This is a genomic window from Streptococcus mitis (assembly GCF_002096815.1).
In the GTDB taxonomy this organism is placed as follows: Bacteria; Bacillota; Bacilli; order Lactobacillales; family Streptococcaceae; genus Streptococcus; species Streptococcus mitis_AD.
Window position 1 is genome coordinate 96,228 of sequence record NZ_NCVJ01000020.1, and the last position, 18,666, is coordinate 114,893.

General features: G+C 41.1%; 21 protein-coding genes. All 21 read left to right on the top strand.

Translation table 11 applies throughout. The features are described from left to right. Nucleotides 1–180 precede the first annotated feature (180 nt). Complete coding sequence (locus tag B7696_RS05745; protein WP_000040966.1) at nt 181–381, top strand: helix-turn-helix transcriptional regulator; 201 nt, start codon at nt 181–183, stop codon at nt 379–381. A 121-nt stretch (nt 382–502) separates the two neighbouring features. Then, nucleotides 503–811, top strand: a complete 309-nt coding sequence (locus tag B7696_RS05750; protein ID WP_084862658.1) for a hypothetical protein — start codon at nt 503–505, stop codon at nt 809–811. Nucleotides 812–832: 21 nt separating this feature from the next. Next, a complete protein-coding gene (locus B7696_RS05755; RefSeq protein WP_084862659.1) occupies nt 833–1,459 on the top strand; it encodes a Rha family transcriptional regulator in 627 nt (208 codons plus the stop codon). A 334-nt stretch (nt 1,460–1,793) separates the two neighbouring features. Further along, complete coding sequence (locus tag B7696_RS05760; protein WP_084862661.1) at nt 1,794–2,294, top strand: hypothetical protein; 501 nt, start codon at nt 1,794–1,796, stop codon at nt 2,292–2,294. Between the two features lie 11 nt (nt 2,295–2,305). After that, a complete protein-coding gene (locus B7696_RS05765; RefSeq protein ID WP_084862665.1) occupies nt 2,306–2,506 on the top strand; it encodes a hypothetical protein in 201 nt (66 codons plus the stop codon). 1 nt (nt 2,507) lies between these two features. After that, on the top strand, nt 2,508–2,723 hold the full coding sequence (locus tag B7696_RS05770) for a hypothetical protein (protein WP_084862667.1): 216 nt from the start codon (nt 2,508–2,510) through the stop codon (nt 2,721–2,723). Then, the gene (locus B7696_RS05775; protein WP_084862668.1) at nt 2,720–3,061 is read left to right on the top strand and encodes a DNA-binding protein; all 342 of its coding nucleotides are present in this window, start codon (nt 2,720–2,722) and stop codon (nt 3,059–3,061) included. The genes B7696_RS05770 and B7696_RS05775 overlap by 4 nt, the downstream gene beginning before the upstream one ends. Then, complete coding sequence (locus B7696_RS10565; protein WP_084862670.1) at nt 3,054–3,335, top strand: transcriptional regulator; 282 nt, start codon at nt 3,054–3,056, stop codon at nt 3,333–3,335. Before B7696_RS05775 ends, B7696_RS10565 begins: the two co-directional genes overlap by 8 nt. Beyond that, nucleotides 3,322–4,188 carry a primase alpha helix C-terminal domain-containing protein gene (locus tag B7696_RS05785; RefSeq protein WP_084862672.1) on the top strand — a complete coding sequence of 289 codons (867 nt, stop codon included), beginning with the start codon at nt 3,322–3,324 and terminating at the stop codon, nt 4,186–4,188. Before B7696_RS10565 ends, B7696_RS05785 begins: the two co-directional genes overlap by 14 nt. 79 nt (nt 4,189–4,267) lie before the next feature. Next, the gene (locus B7696_RS05790; protein WP_084862674.1) at nt 4,268–5,704 is read left to right on the top strand and encodes a DNA primase family protein; all 1,437 of its coding nucleotides are present in this window, start codon (nt 4,268–4,270) and stop codon (nt 5,702–5,704) included. Between the two features lie 331 nt (nt 5,705–6,035). After that, nucleotides 6,036–6,200 carry a hypothetical protein gene (locus B7696_RS10435; RefSeq protein ID WP_084862676.1) on the top strand — a complete coding sequence of 55 codons (165 nt, stop codon included), beginning with the start codon at nt 6,036–6,038 and terminating at the stop codon, nt 6,198–6,200. 20 nt (nt 6,201–6,220) lie between these two features. Next, nucleotides 6,221–6,754: a hypothetical protein gene (locus tag B7696_RS05800; protein ID WP_084862678.1), complete on the top strand. Its 534-nt coding sequence runs from the start codon at nt 6,221–6,223 to the stop codon at nt 6,752–6,754. Nucleotides 6,755–6,846: 92 nt separating this feature from the next. Next, a complete protein-coding gene (locus B7696_RS05805) occupies nt 6,847–7,365 on the top strand; it encodes a hypothetical protein (protein ID WP_142358829.1) in 519 nt (172 codons plus the stop codon). A 748-nt stretch (nt 7,366–8,113) separates the two neighbouring features. Continuing rightward, the gene (locus B7696_RS05815) at nt 8,114–8,536 is read left to right on the top strand and encodes a DUF1492 domain-containing protein (protein ID WP_084862681.1); all 423 of its coding nucleotides are present in this window, start codon (nt 8,114–8,116) and stop codon (nt 8,534–8,536) included. Beyond that, entirely contained in the window at nt 8,523–8,861 is a 339-nt protein-coding gene (locus B7696_RS05820; RefSeq protein ID WP_084862683.1) for a hypothetical protein, read from the top strand. The genes B7696_RS05815 and B7696_RS05820 overlap by 14 nt, the downstream gene beginning before the upstream one ends. 697 nt (nt 8,862–9,558) lie before the next feature. Beyond that, the gene (locus tag B7696_RS05825; RefSeq protein WP_084862686.1) at nt 9,559–10,839 is read left to right on the top strand and encodes a glycoside hydrolase family 125 protein; all 1,281 of its coding nucleotides are present in this window, start codon (nt 9,559–9,561) and stop codon (nt 10,837–10,839) included. A gap of 196 nt (nt 10,840–11,035) precedes the next feature. Further along, nucleotides 11,036–13,681: an alpha-mannosidase gene (locus tag B7696_RS05830; protein WP_084862688.1), complete on the top strand. Its 2,646-nt coding sequence runs from the start codon at nt 11,036–11,038 to the stop codon at nt 13,679–13,681. Nucleotides 13,682–13,764: 83 nt separating this feature from the next. Next, nucleotides 13,765–14,634: an ROK family protein gene (locus B7696_RS05835; protein WP_192856294.1), complete on the top strand. Its 870-nt coding sequence runs from the start codon at nt 13,765–13,767 to the stop codon at nt 14,632–14,634. Beyond that, entirely contained in the window at nt 14,628–16,508 is a 1,881-nt protein-coding gene (locus tag B7696_RS05840; RefSeq protein ID WP_084862691.1) for a beta-N-acetylhexosaminidase, read from the top strand. The genes B7696_RS05835 and B7696_RS05840 overlap by 7 nt, the downstream gene beginning before the upstream one ends. A gap of 209 nt (nt 16,509–16,717) precedes the next feature. After that, nucleotides 16,718–17,647 carry an ABC transporter permease gene (locus B7696_RS05845; protein ID WP_049515574.1) on the top strand — a complete coding sequence of 310 codons (930 nt, stop codon included), beginning with the start codon at nt 16,718–16,720 and terminating at the stop codon, nt 17,645–17,647. A gap of 13 nt (nt 17,648–17,660) precedes the next feature. Further along, complete coding sequence (locus B7696_RS05850; RefSeq protein ID WP_000818353.1) at nt 17,661–18,584, top strand: carbohydrate ABC transporter permease; 924 nt, start codon at nt 17,661–17,663, stop codon at nt 18,582–18,584. The last annotated feature ends 82 nt before the right edge of the window (nt 18,585–18,666 follow it).

The following is an 18,666-nucleotide window of genomic DNA, read 5'->3' on the forward strand; positions in this document are numbered from 1 at the left end:
ATACTATATCTTAAAAAAAGTACAATTTTTTTGTGCAAAAAATTAAAAAAACAGTTGACAATAGAAAAAATATTGTGTATCATACAAATCAAGCATAGAAAAATTGTGCATAACCTCCTCCAACCTTTCACACTTTCAATCTATTCATGGAGGGGGATTTTTTTAGAAAGGGGGAAACCTATGAGCAAACTACGAGGCTATCGAGTTATGTTAGGGCTAACTCAACAACAGATGGCGGACAAGCTAAAAATTTCTTTGCAGTCATACAATAACAAAGAATTAGGTAAAACGCCATTCAATGACAAAGAACGCCTAGCAATTAAATCAATGGTTGCAGAAATCAAATCAGATATAACCATAGATGAACTATTTTATAGCTAGAAAGGAGCGAATCAATCGCAACACTACAATACATATACAGATTTCTTATGTGGTGCTTTACCACTGGGGATTGACCTGCTCGGAAGAAATATCCGACCTAGAACATAAAGGAGAAAACAACATGAACAATAAACAAGTATATCAAGCACAAACAACTGACCACGGTATCGCTAGAGCATTAGGCGAAGAAATTCGCATGATCACAGACGTTGAAGAAACAGCTTACAATGGACACGGTGAAATCATTGTTGAGTACACCAGTGGCGTTGCATTGACAAAACTATTTGACCGTATTAAATCACTTTACGAAAAAGGCGAAAGCTACGAAACAAAACCATTCTTACATTTTAAAGTATTGGAAGATGATATTGAATCAAGCCCAAATGGAGTTTTCACTGCTAAAGAGGTGGCGGAGTTTTTAGGAATTTGATTAACAATAAGGAGCAAACCAATGGAATTAGTCTATATGGACGGTAAAAAAGAGCCGTATACACTGAGCAGTATTGTGGCAGAGTGCACGGGATTGCAACATCACACAATAACCAAGACGATCCGCAAACATCAAGTAAGGTTTGAACAGTTCGGAAAGGTTGGATTTAAAATCCAAGCTATGGAGAGTGGCCAGAATACCAAGGACTATATTTTGAATGAGCAACAAGCGACCTTGTTAGTTACATTTTTAAAGAATACCGAGCAAGTGGCCAACTTCAAAACCAACCTAGTCAAAGCCTTCTTTGAAATGCGTGAGGAGCTTTCTAAGTTTCGTATGCAGAGGGAGCTAGAAAAGCCAAAAAGAAAAACACTGCATGACAGTATTGAAACATGGGAGGCAAAACCCAAGCACGCGCATAGCACCATGAACAACCTGCTACTAAAAGCAGTAACCGACAGGAACGCTAAGCAGTTAAGGGAAGAACGTGGGGGCTATAATGGCATCGATAGCTTGACCAGTGAGGAGCTGGAGCAGTACCAGGCATTTGAAGACATGGTAATAGCCATGATTGGCTTGAATATGAGTTATCAGGAAATCAAAGCTATGGCATTCAGAAATAAAAAAACACGCCAAAGAAGCGCGTGATTGCAACAAAAAAGGCTTAGCAATAACCACACCGCAGAGCCTTTCACACTAACACTAAAACGAATTTAACAAAAAGCAGGCAAGCTATTATCAAAGAGGTTTTAGTAAAGATTTATACCTAGATTATAGCATATTTAGGGCAATTTGACCATACGGAGAGCGCCAACTCTTTAAACTGGTACTTTCTCACGCTTTCAATTTGGCGACTCTGAGTGTGAGGATATCGTCTATAAGAAACAACTCAAAAATCCCCACACTCTCCGACCGCCAAGTTTTTGAGTGTGAGGATATCCTGGATAGTAAACGACAATTAAAAGGCCAACGGAGGAAAAACATGATAGCAGATCAATTAGAAGCTATTTCAACAAATTTAGAAGAAATACAAGAAATTCTTGTAGGAGATGGAACTGCATTAGCTAAAAGAGAAATTAGTAGAGTATTGAACGACTTGGATGATGTCTACAATGAACTAACTAGCACAGAATACCGTGAACAACAGGAAACACTTAAGGAACAGACGGAAAGGATGAAACAGAGAGTAGTTGCTGAAGTAATAGGAGAACTAGAAGAACGAGAAGAGTCTTATTACAGAAATTATTGGGGTGATACTAAGTTTATAAAGCTACTTTCCAACTTTGATGGATTTCTTTTCTTAAACACTTACCTAGCTGAAATAACTAAAGAGAATACCTACCCAATGGAACAAAGCCAATTATTGAATTATGTATGGGAAGTCATAGCGGTTGATATCGCAAAGAAAAAACGAGGGAAAAAGAACGTTTTGGATTCATGGACAGACTCATCCTTATATACTCGTGGAATGATGATTGATTAGGAGGCAATGCAATGACATTAGACCTAGACAACATGACACAAGCAGAATTTGATAAACAAATGGCTGAAATCAAGGAGAGAAATCCGAATCTCTTCCAGTTTATTGCTGATTTTGTAGATAGAAAGGTAAGTACCGAAGAGGTAGATGAGTTTTTGAAGATGGAGCGAACTGATCAAGTGGAATATATCAAGAATTACAAAGCGAGGGCATAGCATGAATGAACTAGATTTGACCAATACACAAGCGGTTGTCTTTATGATGGTATTGATTGGCTTACTGCTTTATCTAAACCACCGAGACCGCAAAAAAAGCGCCCAATTTGAGCGAGAAAACCAACAGACGATAGAAACACCTAGCGAAGATTTAAGCCCTGATTATGGGCGTTATATCCAGCTTGCAGGGGTCAACGTATGGGGAGGAACTGAATGAGTCTATCAGAGAATGACAAACGAGTATTAAGACTAATCAAGGTAGGGGCTGAGAACTCCATAACAGGGGCAGAAATCAGCCTGATCACTAAGCTAGCAGAAAGAACCGTGCAAGATATTATCAGCCGTCTAATCACGCGCCATAGCGTTCCTATTGTTGGGGTTCGCCATGGAATATTTAGAGGATATTTTATCCCAGCTAACAAAGAGGAGCTACTGGACGGAGCAAAAACATTTTACAATCAAATACGAGAAGAAGAAAAGCGCCTAGCGGTGTTGATGAACAGCGACTTAGAAAGTTATAAGGATTTACTAAAGGGGGTATGTGGATATGTTTAGCCTAAGTCGAGAAAGTGAGCAAGACCTAGCGCATGGCATTCTGGAGGTAGTGGAAAGATACCTGGAAGCGCGTGATATACACAAACCACGACTGACAGGTTTAATATCAGCCCAGGAAGTCATGGATGAGTTAGATATAAAATATATGACACTCCAAAAATGGGAAAAAGCAGGGCTAAGGCGATACCAGCCCCCACTAGAAGATACTCGGAAAATCTATTATAGAATTTCTGATTTGATGAAGTTTCTGGGGGTGGAGAATGACAATTTATGAGGCTAAAGGCTTTCAGAGTAATCTTGTCTATCCATTTGATAAAATTGAGCCGTTCCAGTACATTGAACGCTTTAACCCTTTGGTAGTTCCTGAAGGGGCAAACATTGAAGAATTTAAACGTACACAAGCGCCTTACTGTATCAGTGGGAAAGTAACGCCAGAAAAGAATGGCAGTTACAAGCGAAACAACTCCAGTCTAATCTATCGGGATTTGATTTTCCTTGATTATGACGATATACAGGGGACGTCTGAGGGCTTTATAAAGGCTGTTTCTAGCGCTTTATTTGGCTACTCCTATATCTTATACCCGACTATTAAACATAGCTTAGAAAAGCCCCGTTTTCGCCTTGTAGTGAAGTCTGACAACGTGATGAACGAGGCAACCTATAAGCAGGTAGTGAAAGAGATTGCTGATAAGATTGGGCTACCCTTTGACATGGCAAGTCTAACCTGGTCACAACTCCAAGGGCTGCCAGTAACAACAGGCGACCCAGCAAGTTATCAAAAGATTGTAGAGCATGGACTTGATTATCCAGTCCCACAGACAACGGCTGAACTAGTTAAACAGAATGCTACAAGCCTTCCATATACTCCAAGGCCAAGCGGTCAGAAATCTATGACCATGAGGATCATTGACACGCTTTTCAACGGATTTGGAGACGAGGGAGGGCGAAACGTAGCATTGACACGCTTTGTAGGTTTACTCTTTAATAAGTGGGTTGATTGTGACCTAGAGACCGCTTATGAACTTACAAAGATAGCCAATAGCGTGACAGTTGAACCATTGCCTATTGAAGAGCTAGACCGCACTTTTAGCAGTATAGCACGGGCTGAATATAGAAAGAGAGGTTAGAACCATAGAACTAGAAGAATTAGCAAACCTAAAAAGTGAAATCTTGGAGGTCAGAGAGCAAGAACAACCTCCTAGAACGATGAAGGAGCTTGAAAATCGTATCTTTAAAGCTGGTGAAGAATGGCGGAAAGAGAATACTGAGATTAAAGAAAAAGATGGGAATATTAAGGAGTCAGTTCCACTCCCTAGCACTTTTACAGTAGCAAAAATACTGAGCGAGATTGTCACATTTACTTTTATCAGCAAGAGCAATATACCTGATTATAGCCTACTCTATATCTATGATTTAGACGAGGGTATCTATACCGCTAGTAATGATCTTTTCAATCTTTTGTGTAAAACTTTTGATGTTAGAATTAAACCCAGAGAGTGGCCACAGATTAAATTAATGGTTAGAACATTAGCAAAGATACGAAAACCTTTAGAAAGTTCTAACCTCATTCCCGTACAGAACGGTATTATCAACTTAGAAACTAAGGAACTGCTCCCTTTTAGTCCTAAGTATGTAATTACAAGTAAGATAAGCACGGCCTATAAATCTCCTACACGAGTCCCAAGAGATAGAGAAGGCAAAACGTTTGATGATTGGCTAAACTCAATCGCTTGTAATGACAGTGAACTGGTAACACTACTTTGGCAGATTATCCTTGAAGCTATTAACCCTAACCATACCCGAAATAAGTTTGCTATCTTCTACGGGGACGGTAACAATGGTAAAGGGACATTTCAGCGCTTCCTTATCAATCTGATAGGGGAAAGTAATATATCAGCCTTAAAGCCTGCACAGTTCGGAGAAAAGCATAACTTGGAGACCTTGGTAGGTAAGGTTTGTAATATTGGAGACGAAGCGCCAAACGAATACTTAAAAAATCCGTCTGATTTAATGAGTATCACTAGTGGCGATACAGTCCTAGTCAATCCAAAAGGACGCCCAGCCTTTGAAGCTACTTTCAAGCTATTCAATATCTTTTCAGGGAATTATATCCCCAATGGTGGCAACAAGACAAAAGGTTGGTATCGTAGAATTATGATCGTCCCTTTTAATGCTGACTTTAACGGGGAGAAGGAAAAACCTTGGATAAAAAATGAATTTTTGGCCAATGATGAAGTCCTAGAATATGCCCTCTACAAAGCTATCAATCAAGAGCCATTTACACACTTTATCGAACCTAAAGCAGTCAAAAACCTGTTAAAAGAGTATCAAGAGGATAATGATTACTTACTTTCATGGGTTAAGCATGAATACATGGAAAGAGGTTGGCATGAGCTGGACGTAGTACCTGTTTTTATACTGACCAGATCGCTGAAGCATTATGCTGAAGATATGGGAATATCGAAGCCTAATGTTTACGGGGCAGGAAAAGAGACTATCAAACATTTACAACAGTTAACACCTTATCATTACGATATTAAAAAGAAACGTGTGAATCCTTCAGATTTTGAGAAACTAGATGTTTGGAGTAGCGATAAGATGAAGTTGAAGTCACCTCAACACTCTATTACTAAAAATAAATAGTGTGACATTCTTTTTATGACTAAACGCTTGATAATACAGTGTTTTTAGTTAAAGGTGTGACATTGTGTGACGTTCTCAAAAAAGAAGGTCACACCCCTTGAAGCATTGATATATCTAGCTTTAGGGAGATAGGTGTGACATTGTGACATTCTTTCCAACTCTTATATATAGAAAAAATGCAGTATTTATATATAGGAACGATAAAACAAAAGAATGTCACATGGTCACAAGGTAGTGAAACACCTAGAGCCTCAAGGGTTTGAACGTGTGACGTTCTTTGTCACACGAAGGTCACAAAAACGACTTAAACACCAATTAAAGGAGAAAATACATGAAAACAAAAATATTTATTTATGACAATTGGAAGCAACCTCTTGAAGAATTTGAGCAAATAGTAAACGACTTCATGGCAACCGTGCAGGTAATTGATGTAAAACATTCAACAACGATTTCAGACACATGGATTACATTCACCATGGTAGTATTATACAAGTAGCAATGAAGGAGACAAACAACATGATGTTAAAAACAGTTTCAAATAAAGCAAAAACATTTACTTTTACTTACGAATTTAAAGACCTAGATACTGCTATGGTAGCAGGTCACGCGCTACTGGGATATATGACTGGGACATATTGCCAGCCTACAATCTCATTGACCTACAAGGATAAGGGAACGCTTGTAGCTGAGTATGTGGAGGATAGCAAACTAAACAAGACCTTCAAGCGTATTTGTGACAGTTTCAAAGATTATTACAAACAACCAGAGGGAGATGAAGCGTTTGAAGAACGTTACAAACAGGAGCGCGTGCTTCAACTCAAAGAGTCAGAGGATTTTGAGAGTTTGCTGAATAAGGTCACAGACTACGAGCTGGAACTATTAGACTATGCTGATCGCTTGCTTTCTGATAAGCCTATCCCTATGGACTCTATGACTGCTTTTGGTACGTTGGAAATGCTGGACGATGAAAGTATTAGCCTACTCCAAAAATTGGACGTAGAGGGCGAATATAAAGGCCTTGCTGATTATGTGGCAGAGGCAGAAAGCTAGAACTATCAAGAGAGGCACCAGCCTCTTTTTGTGGTTTTATTACTACTAACCCAATCGATTTGGGTTTTTCTATATAAAGGTATTTTGAATGAATGGAAATTATAGAATCAATAACCATAGAAACGTTTATAAAGCCAATGAAAGACAAGAACATTAGTCATGGTATAGCTGAGTTGGACGGTAGAAAACTAGAAATAGACTTAAATAACCTGTACATCATCTTTGAATGCAATCATTTTGATTTAGCAAGAATACCAGGAACCAAGGGAGGTAATCGATATTTCTTTATCTGTCCTATTTGTGGTAATCGTTGCAGAAAGCTTTATAAGAGACTTTTGCTCTATGGTTGTGGATTATGTCAGAAAATACACAAGCAAACACTGAACCGAAGCAAGACAGATTGCCAATACTATTGGGAGAGAGCACTGAGAGAAGCTAGAAAGGTAGAACCAAATTGGAGTCCTAGACGTGGTGGATATATGTTTGATAGTTTCCCAGAAAGACCAAAGTATATGAAACAGAAACGATATTACAAGCATTATCAAAAGTTTGTTTACTATACTAGAAAGGGAGATAGATTTTGGTTGAATGGATTGAGTAATCTGAAGTAGTGATTTGGAGGATTTACAAACAAATCTAAATAAAGATCATGGTTAGAAAAAAATGATATAAATATTGTTTAGCGTTATAGTTACAACAGTCGATTACAAGATACTAAACAGGCATGAAGGCTAGACAGGAGGCAGAAATACCCCCTTGATTTTTGAACGGGGGTATATAATGTTCGGGAATAGGAACGCTGCCCTCTTCCTTGCAAAAAATTCCCTTTTTGAAATGTTTTTAATTTTTGTAGAATGCAGCATTACTAAGTGTTTAGCTTGATTTTTTGACCGATAAAGCTACTCCAATTTTATAACATAGTGGGGGCTATCTCCCTCCCCACGCGCTTCTATGAGCTTCACCCGTCATTGTACATTTTTTCTCACGGGAAAGCACTTGAACCTAGAGCGAACATAGAGAAAGTGGCCATATCCCCCTATCATTTATCAAGCAGATAAGAGCAATAAAAACCCTCCTTAACTCCCTGAGAAACGATAAGCAGATAAGCCAAGACTTACCACCTCAGAATGATTAGGTTTTGATTAGGTTTTGGTTAGGTTTTACATTTTAAAATAGCAAGGTACAGGACTTTATTCTAGAGATAAAATACTAAGATTTCCTAAGATACAAATACTTTTAGAGATAAAGAACGTTAAGGGGGGACAATCGAACTCCTAGAAAACGCAAAAAAAGCCAGCACAGGGCTGACTCCTTTATAAATTATTCCTTAAAATTATTATACCATAAAGGAGTAGCAACTTGACTATTAAAGAAATAGAGGAACAACTAAAAAGAGTAAGGAAAGGGAACGAACTTATCCAGAGATTGCAACTAAAGTACCAGAGTTTAGACAATGGGCTATTATCAGGATCCAATCAATTCACTACAAGGGTAAGCACAAGCAAAACAAACAACGCTGAAAATAAACTGATTGAGACTTTGGAATTAAGAGATAAGATAGTGGAGCAGATACAAGCTATTATGGATGAACGATTTGAAGTTTTGAACATGATCAATCAGTTAGATGATGTAGTAGAAAATTTGGTTTTGGTAATGTTATATGTGAACAACCTACCTATGGCTCAGGTTTGTAAGGAGTTAGATTTTAGCAAGGTACAGATTTACAGAATTAGGAAAAAAGCCATTGAGAACTTGGCCAAGGTGGAAAATGCCAATCGATAAAGAAGAGACGATAAAACAAGCATACAAATTTCTAAAAAGCTATCACTCGTTGGTTAAACTGAGCCTAGGCGGTCAAGATGGAGCATTTGAAGCCAAAGCGATGGAGCTACTGCGCGTGATCGAAGCCTTCAGGGACAATCTGGACGATGTACGACGTGAGATATTCGCCAATCTCTTTACAAGACGAACTGGAGAGAGGTTAAAGTTATGGCAGATATACGAGACACTAGACATTGATAGGGCTGAGTATGAACGTCTCAAAGCTGAGATACTGCTAGACTTTGCTAAAAGCTATCGTGGTGGTGTTTTGTTGAAAAAAATTTGAGATTTAAGCGAGAGAACATGGACATTTATGGACACATATCGCCAGTTGTTGAACAGCTAATAAAATGTTAGCAGGTATGAACAAGTATGAACATATTCCACCAGTCGTTGAAAAACTAAAAAATGCTCTCTGGGTCTGAAAAGTTCCTACATATTCCACCAGAACGGAGAGTTAGAAGAGTAAATGTTGGTAAATGTAGGCTGAGGCTTCATATTCACCCTCTATTTTGCTTTGTTTCGTACTGGACAACTAAAACACCACGGATAAACTACAAGCCCTTAGAAACGAATCTGGGGGCTTTTGTGAGGTCATAATCTTATAAATCACGCGCTCCATGGTATAATATATCTATCAGCAATCAGAAACCAAAGTATGGAAAAGTATGTACATATTTCATCAGAAAACAAAAAAGCACGTTTGACCGTGCTAGTTTCTTGCCTGCTGAACTCGTCAAATCTTAGCCCTTTTGTGGGGCTTTTTTTGCTCCCCTTTTTGCGTACTTTGGGGGAGCAAGTAGTAAAAAGTAATGTTAGTAATTTTTATTAAAAAGCGCGTGATATAAGGGTCAGGAAGCCCTAAGGAAACCTAAAATAATAATTCTTTTATTATGTAGAAAAACGACTATCATTTGTGTATGTATTTTCTGTCCCAAAAGCTATATACTGAAAATGAAACTTGTTTGAAAGAGGACTGATACATGATTTATTCGAAAGAAATTGTTAGAGAGTGGCTTGATGAAGTAGCAGAGCGGGCCAAAGACCATCCAGAGTGGGTGGATGTCTTTGAGCGTTGCTATACAGACACCTTGGACAATACGGTTGAAATCCTAGAAGATGGCTCAACTTTTGTCTTGACTGGGGATATTCCTGCTATGTGGCTTCGGGATTCAACGGCCCAGCTACGACCCTACCTTCATGTGGCTAAAAGAGATGCCCTCCTGCGTCAGACCATTGCAGGTTTGGTCAAGCGTCAGATGACCTTGGTGCTCAAGGATCCTTATGCCAACTCTTTTAATATTGAGGAAAACTGGAAGGGGCACCACGAGACTGATCACACCGACCTCAATGGCTGGATTTGGGAACGCAAGTATGAGGTGGACTCGCTTTGCTATCCTTTGCAGCTGGCTTATCTCCTCTGGAAAGAGACTGGCGAGATTAGTCAGTTTGATGAGACTTTTATCGCAGCTACTAAGGAAATTCTTCATCTGTGGACGGTAGAACAAGACCACAAGAACTCTCCTTATCGTTTTGTCCGAGATACGGACCGCAAGGAAGATACCTTGGTAAATGATGGCTTTGGACCTGATTTTGCAGTGACTGGTATGACCTGGTCAGCCTTCCGTCCAAGTGATGACTGCTGTCAGTATAGCTACTTGATTCCGTCCAATATGTTTGCAGTTGTAGTCTTGGGTTATGTCCAAGAAATCTTTGCAGAACTAGACCTAGCTGATAGCGAGAGTATTATTGCTGATGCTAAGCGTCTCCAGGCTGAAATCCAAGAAGGCATCGAAAACTACGCCTACACCACCAACAGCAAGGGTGAAAAGATTTACGCCTTTGAAGTGGATGGTTTGGGAAATGCTAGTATTATGGATGATCCAAACGTACCAAGTTTGTTGGCGGCGCCTTATCTGGGCTATTGCGACATTGAAGACGAAGTCTATCAAGCCACTCGTCGTACCATTCTGAGCCCTGAAAATCCATATTTCTACCAAGGAGAATACGCTAGTGGGCTCGGAAGTTCTCATACCTTCTATCGCTATATCTGGCCAATTGCTCTTTCTATCCAAGGCTTGACAACAAGAGATAAGGCAGAGAAGAAATTCTTGCTGGATCAGCTGGTTGCATGCGATGGTGGGACAGGTGTTATGCATGAAAGCTTCCACGTGGATGACCCAACTCTCTACTCTCGTGAATGGTTTTCTTGGGCCAACATGATGTTCTGCGAGTTGGTCTTGGATTACCTAGATATCCGCTAATACTCTTCGAAAATCAAATTCAAACCACGTCAGCTTCGCCTTGCCGTACTCAAGTACAGTCTGCGGCTAGCTTCCTAGTTTGCTCTTTGATTTTCATTGAGTATAAGGAGCTCGCTTTAGTTTCACCGATTCGTGTCAGAATCATACTTTTACATTTAAAACGTTAAAATTTAAATTTAGAATGAGGTTTTACTTCATGGAAAATGTTGTTGTACATATTATCTCACATAGTCACTGGGACCGTGAGTGGTACTTGCCTTTTGAAAGCCACCGTATGCAGTTGGTGGAATTATTTGACAATCTCTTCGATCTCTTTGAAAATGACCCTGAGTTCAAGAGTTTCCACTTGGATGGACAAACTATTGTCCTTGATGACTACTTGGAGATTCGCCCTGAAAATCGCGACAAAGTCCAACGCTACATTGACGAGGGCAAACTTAAAATTGGTCCCTTTTATATCTTGCAGGATGACTACTTGATTTCAAGTGAAGCCAATGTCCGCAATACTCTTATTGGTCAGCAAGAAGCTGCAAAATGGGGCAAATCAACCCAGATTGGTTATTTTCCAGATACCTTTGGAAATATGGGGCAAGCGCCTCAAATCCTTCAAAAATCAGGCATTCACGTGGCAGCCTTTGGCCGTGGTGTGAAGCCGATTGGATTTGACAACCAAGTCCTCGAAGATGAGCAGTTTACATCTCAGTTTTCAGAAATGTACTGGCAGGGTGCAGATGGTAGTCGTGTTCTCGGTATCCTATTTGCCAATTGGTACAGTAATGGGAATGAAATTCCAGTTGATAAAGACGAGGCCTTGACCTTCTGGAAACAAAAATTGTCAGACGTGCGTGACTATGCTTCGACAAACCAATGGTTGATGATGAACGGATGTGATCACCAGCCTGTACAGAAAAATCTGAGCGAAGCCATTCGTGTGGCCAATGAACTCTTCCCAGATGTGACCTTTGTTCACAGTTCCTTTGATGAATATGTCCAAGCTGTGGAAGGTGCCCTTCCTGAACACCTATCATCGGTGACAGGTGAGTTGACCAGTCAGGAAACAGATGGTTGGTACACACTTGCCAACACTTCTTCATCCCGCATTTACCTCAAACAAGCCTTCCAAGAAAATAGCAACCTTCTAGAGCAAATAGTAGAACCCTTGACTATTATCACTGGGGGTCATAACCACAAGGACCAGTTGACCTATGCTTGGAAAACACTTTTGCAGAATGCGCCGCATGATAGTATCTGTGGCTGTAGCGTGGACGAAGTTCACCGCGAGATGGAAACTCGTTTTGCCAAGGTCAACCAAGTCGGAAACTTTGTTAAGAGCAATCTTATCAACGAGTGGAAGGGTAAAATCGCTACAGCTAAGGCTCAAAGTGACTATCTCTTTACCGTCATTAACACGGGCTTGCATGATAAGGTCGATACTGTCAGCACGGTGATTGATGTTGCGACTTGTGATTTCAAGGAATTGCACCCAACAGAAGGTTACAAGAAGATGGCTGCCTTAACCTTGCCAAGCTACCGTGTGGAAGACTTGGATGGTCGTCCTGTAGAGGCTAAAATCGAAGACCTTGGGGCTAATTTTGAGTATGATTTACCAAAAGACAAGTTCCGCCAAGCTCGTATTGCTCGTCAAGTGCGCGTGACCATCCCCGTTCACCTAGCATCACTTTCTTGGACAACCTTCCAATTGCTTGAAGGAAAGCAAGAACACCGTGACGGTATTTACCAAAACGGAGTGATTGATACACCATTTGTAACGGTCAGTGTGGATGACAACATCACAGTTTATGACAAGACAACTCATGAAGCTTACGAAGACTTTATCCGCTTTGAAGACCGTGGGGACATCGGAAACGAGTATATCTATTTCCAACCAAAAGGAACAGAGCCCATCTACGCCGAGCTTAAGGGCTACGAGGTCTTGGACAACACAGCTCGCTATGCTAAGATTTTGCTCAAACATGAATTGACAGTGCCTGTCAGTGCTGATGAAAAGCTAGAAGAAGAGCAAAAAGGGATCATCGAGTTTATGAAGCGTGAGGCTGGACGGTCAGAAGAATTGACAAGCATTCCTCTTGAAACTGAGTTGACTGTCTTTGTTGACAATCCACAAATCCGCTTCAAGACTCGCTTTACTAACACTGCCAAGGATCACCGTATCCGTCTCTTGGTCAAGACTCATAACACGCGTCCAAGCAATGATTCTGAAAGCATCTACGAGGTGGTAACACGACCAAACAAACCAGCAGCTTCATGGGAAAATCCTGAAAATCCTCAACACCAACAAGCCTTTGTCAGTCTGTATGACGATGAAAAAGGTGTGACTGTATCCAATAAGGGATTGAATGAATACGAAATCCTTGGAGACGACACCATTGCCGTGACTATTTTGCGTGCATCAGGTGAGTTGGGTGACTGGGGCTACTTCCCAACACCAGAGGCTCAGTGCTTGCGTGAGTTTGAAGTCGAATTTGCGATTGAATGCCACCAAGCCCAAGAACGCTTCTCAGCCTATCGTCGCGCTAAAGCCTTGCAGACACCGTTTACCAGCCTTCAGCTTGCTAGACAGGAAGGAAGCGTGGCTGCGACTGGTAGCCTCTTGAGCCATTCTGTTCTCAGCATACCGCAAATCTGTCCGACAGCCTTTAAGGTAGCTGAAAATGAAGAAGGCTATGTTCTTCGTTACTACAATATGTGTAATGAAAATGTACGTGTATCTGAAAGTCAACATCTCTTCCTTGACCTACTTGAACGACCATACCCAGTTCATAGAGGTCTCATTGCACCGCAAGAGATTCGTACAGAATTGATCAAAAAAGAAGAAATTTAATTTCAAAAAGTAAACATAAAGAGAAAGGAGGGGCGAAAAAGTAAGAACTAACTGCTGATTCGCCCCTTTTTATGGTAAAAACAATGACCATTGCAACGATTGATATCGGAGGGACTGGGATTAAGTTTGCTAGTCTGACTCCTGATGGGAAAATATTGGATAAGGAAAGCATTCCAACGCCAGAAAGTTTAGAGGATTTACTAGCTTGGTTAGACCAGCGCTTGTCAGAACAGGATTACAGCGGAATTGCTATGAGTGTTCCAGGAGCAGTCAATCAAGAAACTGGTGTGATTGATGGCTTCAGTGCTGTCCCTTATATCCACGGCTTTTCTTGGTATGAAGCCCTTGCCCATCATCAGCTGTCTGTCCATCTAGAAAATGATGCCAACTGCGTTGGGCTCAGTGAATTACTAGCTCATCCAGAGCTAGAAAATGCAGCCTGTGTCGTGATTGGGACAGGGATTGGTGGAGCCATGATTATCAATGGTAGACTTCACCGAGGTCGCCACGGCTTGGGTGGAGAATTTGGCTACATGACAACCCTTGCCCCTGCGGAAAAACTCAATAACTGGTCGCAACTAGCGTCAACTGGAAACATGGTGAGATACGTAATTGAAAAATCTGGTCAGACTGACTGGGATGGTCGAAAGATTTACCAAGAGGCTGCAGCTGGCAATGTTCTTTGTCAAGAAGCTATTGAGCGCATGAACCGTAATCTGGCGCAAGGCTTGCTCAATATTCAGTATCTCATCGACCCAGATGTCATTAGTCTGGGAGGCTCCATCAGTCAGAATCCAGACTTTATCCAAGGTGTCAAAAAAGCTGTTGATGCATTTGTCGAAACCTACGAAGAATATACGGTCGCACCTGTTATCCAAGCCTGCACCTATGATGCAGATGCCAATCTCTACGGTGCCCTTGTCAATTGGCTACAGGAGGAAAATCAATGGTAAGATTTACAGGACTTAGTCCCAAACAAGAGCAAGCAGTAGAGTTGCTTAAAAAGCACATTTCGCTACCAGATGTAGAGGTAGCTGTCGCCCAATCTGACCAAGCCTCTATCTCTATCAAGGGTGAGGGTGGACACTATCAACTAACCTACCGCAAACCTCACCAACTTTATCGTGCCTTATCCCTGTTGGCAACATCCCTAGCAGAAGGTGACAAGGTAGAGATTGAGGAGCAGGCGGCTTACGAAGATTTAGCCTATATGGCAGACTGTTCGAGAAATGCGGTGCTGAATGTGGCTGCTGCCAAGCAGATGATTGAGGTCTTGGCTCTCATGGGCTACTCAAGCTTTGAACTCTACATGGAAGACACTTACCAGATTGAAGGGCAGTCTTACTTTGGCTATTTCCGCGGGGCTTATTCAGCAGAGGAGTTGCAGGAAATTGAAGCCTATGCCCAGCAGTTTGACATGACCTTTGTGCCTTGTATCCAGACTTTGGCTCACTTATCAGCCTTTGTCAAATGGGGTGTCAAGGAAGTGCAGGAACTCCGTGATGTAGAGGATATTCTCCTTATTGGCGAAGAAAAGGTTTATGATTTGATTGATGGCATGTTTGCCACCCTGTCTAAACTGCAGACTCGCAAGGTCAATATCGGAATGGACGAAGCCCACTTGGTTGGTTTAGGACGTTACTTGATTTTGAATGGTGTAGTAGACCGTAGTCTCCTCATGTGCCAACACTTGGAGCGCGTGCTGGATATTGCTGACAAATATAGTTTCCACTGTCAGATGTGGAGTGATATGTTCTTTAAACTCATGTCAGCGGATGGTCAGTACGACCGTGACGTGGAAATTCCAGAGGAAACGCGAGTCTACCTAGACCGTCTCAAAGACCGTGTGACCTTGGTTTACTGGGATTATTACCAAGATAGCGAAGAAAAGTACAATCGTAATTTCCGCAATCACCACAAGATTAGCCATGACCTTGCCTTTGCAGGAGGTGCTTGGAAGTGGATTGGTTTTACACCCAATAACCATTTCAGCCGTCTCATCGCTCTTGAAGCCAATAAGGCCTGTCGTGCCAATGACATCAAAGAAGTTATCGTGACAGGTTGGGGAGATAATGGTGGGGAAACTGCCCAGTTTTCTATCCTACCAAGCTTGCAAATCTGGGCAGAACTCAGCTACCGCAATGACCTAGACCGTTTGTCTGCACACTTCAAAACCAATACTGGTCTATCGGTTGAAGATTTTATGCAGATTGACCTTGCCAACCTCTTGCCAGACCTACCAAGTAATCTCAGCGGGATCAATCCTAACCGCTATGTCTTTTATCAGGATATTCTCTGTCCGCTCCTTGATCAGCACATGACACCTGAACAGGACAAACCGCATTTCGCTCAGGCAGCTGAGATTCTTGCTGACATTAAAGAAAAAGCAGGAAATTATGCTTACCTTTTTGAAACTCAGGCTCAGTTGAACCAGATTTTAAGCAGTAAAGTGGATGTGGGACGACGCATCCGTCAGTCCTACCAAGAGGGTGATAAAGAAAGGCTGCAAGAAATCGCAAGACAAGAATTACCAGAACTCAGAAGCGAGATTGAACATTTCCATGCCCTCTTTAGCCACCAATGGTTGAAGGAAAACAAGATCTTTGGCTTGGATACAGTTGATATCCGTATGGGCGGACTCTTGCAACGCGTCAAGCGTGCAGAAAGTCGCATCGAGGCTTATTTGGCTGGTCAGCTGGACTGCATCGACGAGCTAGAAGTTGAAATCCTGCCATTTACTGACTTCTACGCAGACAAAGACTTCGCAGCAACAACAGCTAACCAGTGGCATACCATTGCGACAGCTTCAACCATTTATACAACTTAAGAAACAAGAACAGTATCCCTTGTTCAGAGTGTTTCTCGTGAAACATCCCTTTCTTAAACAAGTACTCCACATAAAATAATTTGTGGAGTTTTTTCTATAATTAGTAGTTTAACCTAACCTTCAAATAGGAGTATACTAATAATGTAATCGTTATCAAAAGTCTAAAAAGGAATTTTTAGATAGATATCAAAATAAAAAGGGAGGAAATTATGAATAAGTTTTCAAAAACCTTGAGAGACAACTGGATCTTTCTCTTGATGGTTTTGCCAGGGGCACTCTGGTTGACTCTATTCTTCTACATTCCAGTATTTGGGAACGTGGTTGCCTTTAAAGACTACCACATGACCAGTAATGGATTTATAGATAGTATCGTGAATAGTAAATGGGTCGGACTCGATAATTTCAGATTCTTGTTTAGTTCAAAAGATGCCTTTATTATCACACGAAATACTGTCCTCTACAATCTCGGCTTTATCTTTATCGGTTTGATTGTATCTGTAGGGATTGCTATCATCCTCAGTGAACTCCGTTCTAAGAGAATGGTTAAGATTTTCCAAACTTCTATGTTGTTCCCTTACTTCTTGTCTTGGGTTATCATCAGTTTCTTTACAGATGCCTTCCTAAACATTGATAAAGGGGTATTCAACCATTTCCTAGAATCTATCGGAATGAAGGAAGTCAATTTCTACGCTGACTTGGGCATCTGGCCATATCTCCTACTTTTCCTAGGTATTTGGAAAGGTTTTGGATATAGCAGTGTCATGTACTATGCGACAATCATGGGAATTGATCCAACCTACTACGAAGCAGCGACAGTGGACGGAGCCAGCAAATGGCAACGAATTCGCAATGTAACCATTCCGCAGTTGACACCATTGGTAACTGTATTGACCATCCTTGCAGTCGGAAATATCTTTCGTGCAGACTTCGGTCTTTTCTACCAAATCCCCCACAATGCTGGTCAGCTTTATAACGTAACCAACGTCTTGGACGTATATGTTTATAATGGTTTGACTCAGACAGCAGATATCGGGATGGCTTCAGCGGCAGGTCTCTATCAATCAGTAGTCGGTTTGATTCTGGTTATCCTATCAAACTTACTGGCAAGACGAGTTGATCCAAACTCAGCCTTGTTCTAGAAAGGAGGAGAATATGGCAGAAAAGAAAATTAAAAAAGAAAAAATTGATAATGTCGGCATTCACTCCTTCAGTAAGAAAGCAGATATCTTCTTTAGTACCATTTCTGGTTTGGTTGCCCTCTCTTGTATCCTACCCTTTGTATTCGTTATCGTTATTTCGGTGACAGATGAAAAGAGTATCCTCCAAAATGGATATAGCTTCTTCCCATCCCAATTTGGATTAGACGGTTTTGAGTTTTTGGCACAGTTTAAGGATAAAATTCTCCAAGCCCTCTTCATCTCAGTCTTTGTAACAGTGGTGGGGACTATCACAAACGTTTTTATCACAACAACCTATGCCTACGCTATCTCACGGACAACCTTTAAGTATCGCAGATTCTTTACAATCTTTGCCCTTCTTAGTATGTTGTTCAATGCTGGTTTGGTACCGGGCTATATCGTGGTAACTCGTTTACTTCAACTTGGTGATACAGTTTGGGCCTTGATTGTTCCAATGCTTCTCTCACCATTTAACATCATATTGATGCGTTCCTTCTTCAAGAAGACCATTCCAGAAGCTATTCTAGAATCCGCTCGTATCGATGGTGCTAGTGAGGCTCGGATCTTCTTCCAAATCTGTTTGCCATTGTCACTACCAGGTATCGCAACCATCACGCTCTTGACAGCTCTTGGTTTCTGGAATGACTGGTTCAACGCCCTTCTTTACATCAAGAGTGACAACTTGTATCCATTGCAATATTTGCTCATGCAAATCCAGCAAAATATGGACTACATCGCCAAAGCAGTCGGTCTATCTGGTCAACTGGGAGTTGCTCTTCCAAAAGAAACAGGTCGTATGGCCATGGTTGTAGTCGCAACCCTTCCAATCGCGATTCTGTATCCATTCTTCCAACGCTACTTTGTAAAAGGTTTGACTATCGGTGGTGTGAAAGAATAGTACTTGTCGAGAAAAATCATTTCTCATTTCCAAACTTCCCTTGCGTGAAGTTAAGATCATTACATTGTTTATAAGTTTAAAA